The following is a 6,641-nucleotide window of genomic DNA, read 5'->3' on the forward strand; positions in this document are numbered from 1 at the left end:
AGGTGCGCCGCTCGGCGCTGCGCGAGGCGCGGATCAAGAAGACCGAGGCGGCCTAACGAGTCCTGTTTGATTTGAACTTTCGCGGCCGCCCCCCACGGGCTAAGCCGTACGCCATTCAAAGACGCCGATAATTCAGGGAAGGGATTTCATGAGCATAAAGGGCAAGGCCTACATCATGGGGGCCTTTGAGCATCCCTTACGGGACGCCCCCAACCATTCCACGCCGCAGCTCCACGCCGAATGCGCCAAGGGCGCGCTCGAGGACGCGGGGCTGACCAAGGACGACATCGACGGCTACTTCTGCGCCGGCGACGCGCCCGGCTTCGGCGGCATGTCGATGATCGACTACATGGGCCTGACCAACTGCCGGCACATGGACTCCACCGAGACCGGCGGCTCGTCCTACCTGATCCACGTCAATCACGCGGCCCAGGCGATCGCCGAGGGCAAGTGCAAGGTGGCCCTGATCACCCTGGCCGGCCGGCCTAGGCAGGCCCAGGGCGGCCGCTTCGGCGGCGGCGGCGGGGGCGGCGGGCTGACCGACGGCGCGCCCGAGAACGGCTTCGAGAACATCTACGGCGGCTCGACGCACAACACCTACGGCATGTGCGCCATGCGCCACATGCACGAGTACGGCACGACCAGCGAGCAGCTGGCCTGGATCAAGGTCGCCGCCTCCCACCACGCCCAGTGGAACGAGCACGCCATGCTGCGTGACGTGGTCACCGTCGAGGACGTGCTGAACTCGCCGATGATCGCCGACCCGCTGCACCGACTGGATTGCTGCGTCGTCTCCGACGGCGGCGGCGCGCTGATCATGACCTCGCCCGAGATCGCCAAGAGCCTGAACCGCCCAAAGGTGAAGGTGATCGGCGCCGGCGAGGCGCCCAAGGGCCCGAAGGGCGGGCGCAACCTGGATCTGACCCACTCCGGCGCGGTCTGGTCCGGCCCGATCGCCTTCGAAGAGGCCGGCGTGAAGCCGTCCGACATCAAGTACGCCTCGATCTACGACAGCTTCACCATCACGGTGCTGATGCAGCTCGAGGACCTGGGCTTCTGCGAGAAGGGCCAGGGCGGCAAGTTCGTCGCCGACGGCAACCTGATCAGCGGCGTCGGGAAGCTGCCGTTCAACACCGACGGCGGCGGCCTGTGCAACAACCACCCCACCAACCGGGGCGGCATCACCAAGGTCATCGAGGCGGTCCGCCAGCTGCGCGGCGAGGCTCATCCGAAGGTCCAGGTTCCGAACTGCGATCTGGCCATCGCCCACGGCACGGGCGGCTCGCTCGGCACCCGCCACGGCTCGGGGACCGTCATCATGGAACGGGAGGCTTAGGAATGACCGACGCGACCACTCAAGAGCGGCCGGCCAAGCTCGGCCGCAAGATCCCCGCCCCGGCGGTGACCGTCGAGAGCAAGCCCTTCTGGGACGCGGCCAAGGAAGGCCGCTTCCTGCTGAAGACGTGCACCGAGTGCAACCAGGCCCACTGGTACCCCAGAGCCCTGTGCCCATTCTGCTTCTCGGACAAGACCGAGTGGGTGGAGAGCCCCGGCGAAGGGGTGATCTACACCTACTCGGTGATGCGCCGCTCGCCGACCGGCCCCTACGCCATCGGCTACGTCACTCTCGACGAGGGCCCGGCGGTGCTGACCAACTTCGTGGACGTCGGGCCCGACGACCTGAAGATCGGCATGCGGGTGAAGGTGAAGTTCCAGGAGACCGACGGCGGCCCGCCCGTCCCGGTCTTCCGGCCGGTCTAGCGCGGCAAGCGCCCTTCCCTCCTCTTCAGGGGAGGGAAGGATTGCGCCAGCTCCCTCACCAGCTCATCCGCCTGCCGCGGGTGGGTCAGGCGGTGCACCTTCAGATGCGCCCACTTCGGATCGCCGATGCGCTTGGCGTATTCGCGCCTGCGGCGGTGGTAGGTCGACCAGGCCCAGCGGATGGGGTGCTCGGGGCTGAGCCACATGCGCCAGGTCTCCCGGTTTCCGGTGCCGGGCCACAGCTCCTTGCCACCCGCCGCACGCGCGATGGAGCGCCGGATCACCCGCGCCATGACCACCGCGCGTGGATAATCCAGCCAGACCAGGTTGGTGGCTCGGGCCCAGACGATGTCGCGCACCGAGCTGTAGTTGCCGGCAAACGCCCAGGCCTCCTGGGCGACGGCGGCCTCGACCCGCCGGACGAACTCCGCCCGGTCCTTCGTCTGCAGGGCCACCCAGCCCGGCTGCCAATTGATAGCGTCGAGCTCGATGAAGGGAACGCCCAGCGCGCCGGCCAGCCGCTCGGCCAGCGTCGACTTGCCCGAGCCGGACGTCCCGATCACCGCGATGCGCATCACTCGGCGGCGGGCGCCTCCGCCTCGATCTCGGCCAGGATTTCGGCGGTGTGCTCGCCGAGCCTCGGCGGATGCCGGCGGATGTTCGAGGGGGTCTTGGAGAACTTCACCGGCGGCTTCATCTGCTTGTAGTAGCCCACCTCCGGGTGGAGGTACTGCTGGAAGAAGTCCACTGCCTGAAGGTGCGGATCCTCCTCCAGGTCGTCCAGGCGGTTCAGCTTGCGCACGGGGATGCTGAGCGGCTTGAGCATCGTCAGCCATTCGTCCGTGGTCCGCTCCACCGTCACGGTCTCGACCAGGCCGTATAGCTCGCGGGTGTGACGGGCCCGCGTCGCCCAGTCCGCGAAGCGCGGATCCTTGGCGATGGTCTCGCCCCAGCCGGCGATCTCAAAGAACTGGTCCCACTGAGCGTCCGTATACGGAAGAAGCCCGATGTAGCCGTCCTTGGTCCTGAACGGCCGCCGGTTGGGATTGACCACCCGGACGTAGCCCCACTGGCCGATCGGCGGCTCGAACACGTGGTCGTAGTAGTGCTCCACAAGGTTGAAGCTGGTGACGCACTCCATCATCGGCACCTCGACGAACTGGCCCTCGCCGGTGCGCTGCTTGTGGAACAGGGCCGCTGTCACCGCCTGGGCCATGAACAGGCCCGAGACCTTGTCGGCGATCAGGCTCGGCAGGATGCGAGGCTCCGGGTTGCCGTCGGTGCGGTTCAGCAAGTCCGCCATGCCGGAGGCGGTCTGGATCAGGTCGTCGTATGCCGGCTCGCCGGCATAGGGCCCGTCGGAGCCGTAGCCGGCCGCGTGGACGTAGACGATGTCCGGCTTGATCGCCTTCACGCTGTCGTAGTCGAGGCCCAGCCGCTGCAGTCCCTTGTAGCGGACCGAGGCGGCGACCACGTCGCAGCTCTTCACCAGCCGCTTGATCTTGGACACCGCCTTGGGATCGCGCAGGTCCAGGAAGACCGACCGCTTGTTGCGGTTGATGGTCAGGAAGATCGGGCCCATGTCCCGCGGCGCCTCGCCCGGCACGTGCCCGGCCCAGCGCATGATGTCCCCGCCGTCGCCGCGGGAAGAGCCCGGGTCCTCCAGCTTGATCACCTCGGCGCCCTGGTCGGCGAGCATCTGGGTCGCATAGGCCCCGAACACGACGCTGGTCATGTCCAGGATACGGACGCCCTTCAGTGGGCCTGTGGCCTCATTGGCCAATTCCTTCTTCGCGACCACTTACTCCCTCCCATTGTACCGACCGGTCTGGCGCCGGCGCTCGTCATGGCTACGATGACAGAAAGACCGGCTCAAGCCGCAAACGGGAGGGTGCATGGACTTCGAGCTTTCCGAAGAACACCGGATGCTCAAGGACTTGGTGGCGCGGTTCGTCCGCGACGAGCTGACGCCGCTCGAACCCAAGGTCCTGGAGCGTGAGGCGACCGGCGGCGGCCTCGCCTTGAGCGAAGCCGAGCGCAAACGGCTGGACGAGGTCTCGCGAGAGCTCGGCCTCTGGGGCCTGGACGCGCCCGAGGACATCGGCGGCTCGGACCTGCCGGCGGTGGCCATGGTCGGCGTCAACGAGGAGCTGGGGAAGTCGGTCACCCCCTACACCCTGCCGCCGGACAGCCCGAACCTTCGGATGATGATGGCCACCGTCACCGATCGGCAGCGGGAGGCCTATCTGGCCCCCTACGTCCGCGGCGAGACCATATCGGCCATCGGCATCTCCGAGCCGGGGGCAGGCGGCGATCCGATGAGCATGAGCACCCGTGCGGTGCGCGACGGCGACGACTGGGTGATCAACGGCCGCAAGATCTGGATCAGCCGGGCGGCCGAGGCCGACTTCACCATCCTGATGGCGATCACCAACAGGAAGGAGGGCGCAAGGCCGGAGATCAGCGCCTTCCTCGTCGACCGCGACAACCCGGGGTTCAAGGTGCTGCGCCGCATCCCGATGGTGGGCGGCGCGGCGACCTACGAGGTGGCGCTGGAGGACTGCCGGGTCGAGGGCTGGAAGCTGCTGGGGCAGGAGGGCGCGGGATTTGCGCCCATGCAGATCCGGCTAGGCACGCGGCGCATCGAGATGGCCTCCTGGTCGATCGGCATGGCCCAGCGGGCGCTGGACATGATGATCGAGTACGCGCCGCAGCGGAAAACCTTCGGCGTGCCCCTCTCCGAGCGGCAGGCGATCCAGTGGTGGGTGTCGGATGCGGCGACCCAGATCCATGCCGCGCGGCTGATGACCTACCACTGCGCCTGGAAGCTCGACCGGGGCCAGGACGTGCGCAACGAGATCTCGATGATCAAGGCCTTCGCGACCGAGATGGCCTACGAGGTGGTCGACCACGCGATGCAGATGTTCGGCGCCATGGGCATGACCAAGGAGCTGCCGCTGCAGCTGATGAGCACCAAGCTGCGCACCATGCGCATCTACGACGGCCCCACCGAGGTCCACAAATGGGTGGTGGGGCGCAACCTCTTGGGGACGCGGCGATGAAGGACAGATACGGCGAGAACCTCACGGTCAGCCTGCACCCCGGCCATATCGCCGAGGTGGTCATCGACCGGCCGCCCAACAACCACGTCTCGGTCACCCTGATGCACGAGCTGGCCGACGCGCTGGAGGATCTGGACAAGGATCCCGGCTGCCGCGCGACGGTCCTGCGCACCGAGGGCAAGGCGTTCTGCGCCGGCGCCGACCTGGTGGCCCGAGACGGCGACCACGGCATCGAGAATGAGACGGGCAACCCGCTCTACGACGAGGCGGTGCGACTGTACGCGATCGAAAAACCCATCGTGATCGCGGTGCAGGGCGCGGCGGTCGGCGCGGGCCTGGGCCTGGCGCTGGTCGGCGACTTCCGGGTGGCCGCGCACGAGGCGCGGTTTGCGGCAAACTTCACCCGGCTGGGGTTCCATCCGGGCTTCGGCCTCACACACACCCTGCCGCGCCTGATCGGCCCCAACCGCGCGAGCCTGATGTTCCTGACCAGCCGCCGGGTGAAGCCGGACGAGGCCCTGGCCTGGGGCCTGGTGGACCAGTTGGTCGCGCTGGGGGAGCTGCGGGACGCGGCCTTCGCGCTGGCCCGCGAGATCGCCGAGAATGCCCCGCTGGCCGTCGTCGCCACCCGCAAGACCCTGCGCGGCGAGCTTTCCAAGGCGGTGCGCGAGGCGACCAACCGGGAGTTCGTGGAACAGGCCTGGCTTCGCAAGACCGAGGACTTCGCCGAAGGCGTGCGATCGGTGAACGAACGGCGCGTGGGGAATTTCGCGGGGCGGTGAGCGTCTAGACCTCTCCCCCTCTCGCAGGGGGAGAGGATTGGGTGAGGGGGGACTCTCCGCAGGCGCTGCGCTGCTTGTGCTCGCCGGCTGCGCCGGCTCGGCCCTCACCCTACCCTCTCCCGCAATCGGGAGAGGTCAAAGAGCAATCAGGCCGCCTTCGCCTTGAGGCCCGAAGCCGTCTTCGCCAGTTCGGTAATGCGGGTCCAGTCGCCGGCGCGGACCGCATCGGCGGGCGCCACCCAGCTGCCCCCGACGCAGGCGACGTTGGGGAGGGCGAGGTAGTCGGCCGCGTTCTTGGCGTCGACGCCGCCGGTGGGGCAGAACTTCGCGTCCGGGAACGGCCCGCTGAACGCCTTCAGGGCGTCGATCCCGCCGACGATGTTGGCCGGGAACAGCTTGAAATGGCCAAAGCCGTGCTTCAGGCCCCACATCAGCTCGGTGGCGGTGGCGACGCCCGGCAGCAGGGGGATGGGGCCTTCCGGCCCTTCGCCGTCGATCAGCCCGGGGCTGACGGCGAACTTCGCGCCGGCGTCGGCGGCGGCCTTGCGCTGCTCGCGGCTGGTGACGGTGCCGACACCGGGGACGGCGTCCTTCACTTCACGGGCGATGCGGCGGATGGACTCCAGCGCTGCGGGGGTGCGCAACGTGACCTCCAGCGCGTAAAGGCCGCCGGCGACCAGGGCCTGAGCCAGCGGAACGGCGTGGTCGGCCTCCTCGATGGTCAGCACGGGCACCACGGGCGCGAGCGCCAGGACCTCTTCGATCTTCAAAAGCCGCCTCTTTCCAGCTGCTCCAGCTCACGCGCCGCGCCGACCAGCGCCGCATACGGATGGACCATGATGAAGGTGGGTATGGCCTTAACGTACTCCGTTAAGCGCCCCTTGTCCTCGAACCGCGCGCGGAAGCCGCCGGCCGAGATGCGGTCGAGCAGGCGGGGAGCGATGCCGCCGGAGACATAGACGCCGCCGCGGGCCCCGTAGGTCAGCGCCAGGTCGCCGGCCACGCTGCCGAGGATTTGGCAGAAGCGGTCGAGGGC

The 6,641-nt window shown here is 68.4% G+C and carries 8 protein-coding genes; 4 read left to right on the forward strand and 4 right to left on the reverse strand.

Annotation, left to right across the window (positions count from 1 at the left end):
• Positions 1-148 precede the first annotated feature (148 nt).
• Entirely contained in the window at positions 149-1,336 is a 1,188-nt protein-coding gene (locus VHK87_RS15040) for a thiolase domain-containing protein (RefSeq protein ID WP_329635704.1), read from the forward strand.
• Between the two features lie 2 nt (positions 1,337-1,338).
• Positions 1,339-1,761, forward strand: a complete 423-nt coding sequence (locus VHK87_RS15045; RefSeq protein WP_329635705.1) for a Zn-ribbon domain-containing OB-fold protein — start codon at positions 1,339-1,341, stop codon at positions 1,759-1,761.
• Here VHK87_RS15045 and VHK87_RS15050 read toward each other — a convergent pair.
• Positions 1,758-2,336, reverse strand: a complete 579-nt coding sequence (locus VHK87_RS15050; RefSeq protein ID WP_329635706.1) for an AAA family ATPase — start codon at positions 2,334-2,336, stop codon at positions 1,758-1,760. The genes VHK87_RS15045 and VHK87_RS15050 overlap by 4 nt on opposite strands.
• Positions 2,336-3,562: a CoA transferase gene (locus tag VHK87_RS15055; RefSeq protein ID WP_329635707.1), complete on the reverse strand. Its 1,227-nt coding sequence runs from the start codon at positions 3,560-3,562 to the stop codon at positions 2,336-2,338. The genes VHK87_RS15050 and VHK87_RS15055 overlap by 1 nt, the downstream gene beginning before the upstream one ends.
• A 94-nt stretch (positions 3,563-3,656) precedes the next feature.
• Here VHK87_RS15055 and VHK87_RS15060 point away from each other — a divergent pair, with 94 nt between their 5' ends.
• Positions 3,657-4,823: an acyl-CoA dehydrogenase family protein gene (locus VHK87_RS15060; protein ID WP_329635708.1), complete on the forward strand. Its 1,167-nt coding sequence runs from the start codon at positions 3,657-3,659 to the stop codon at positions 4,821-4,823.
• The gene (locus tag VHK87_RS15065; protein ID WP_329635709.1) at positions 4,820-5,605 is read left to right on the forward strand and encodes an enoyl-CoA hydratase/isomerase family protein; all 786 of its coding nucleotides are present in this window, start codon (positions 4,820-4,822) and stop codon (positions 5,603-5,605) included. Before VHK87_RS15060 ends, VHK87_RS15065 begins: the two co-directional genes overlap by 4 nt.
• A 146-nt stretch (positions 5,606-5,751) precedes the next feature.
• Here the strand turns inward: VHK87_RS15065 and eda are convergent, their stop codons facing one another.
• Positions 5,752-6,375, reverse strand: coding sequence for a bifunctional 4-hydroxy-2-oxoglutarate aldolase/2-dehydro-3-deoxy-phosphogluconate aldolase (gene eda, locus VHK87_RS15070; RefSeq protein WP_329635710.1), 624 nt, complete (start codon positions 6,373-6,375; stop codon positions 5,752-5,754).
• Positions 6,372-6,641 (reverse strand): glucokinase (locus VHK87_RS15075; protein ID WP_329635711.1); only part of this gene is annotated, 270 nt, incomplete at its 5' end. The genes eda and VHK87_RS15075, both read right to left, overlap by 4 nt.

It is taken from the genome of Phenylobacterium sp. (assembly GCF_036263695.1).
In the GTDB taxonomy this organism is placed as follows: domain Bacteria; phylum Pseudomonadota; class Alphaproteobacteria; order Caulobacterales; family Caulobacteraceae; genus Phenylobacterium.

Bases quoted from the DNA above. Each gene is read 5' to 3' on its own strand.
- VHK87_RS15040 (WP_329635704.1), top strand. From the start codon at position 149: ATGAGCATAAAGGGCAAGGCCTACATCATGGGGGCCTTTGAGCATCCC.
- VHK87_RS15045 (WP_329635705.1), top strand. From the start codon at position 1,339: ATGACCGACGCGACCACTCAAGAGCGGCCGGCCAAGCTCGGCCGCAAG.
- VHK87_RS15050 (WP_329635706.1), bottom strand. From the start codon at position 2,336: ATGCGCATCGCGGTGATCGGGACGTCCGGCTCGGGCAAGTCGACGCTG.
- VHK87_RS15060 (WP_329635708.1), top strand. From the start codon at position 3,657: ATGGACTTCGAGCTTTCCGAAGAACACCGGATGCTCAAGGACTTGGTG.
- VHK87_RS15065 (WP_329635709.1), top strand. From the start codon at position 4,820: ATGAAGGACAGATACGGCGAGAACCTCACGGTCAGCCTGCACCCCGGC.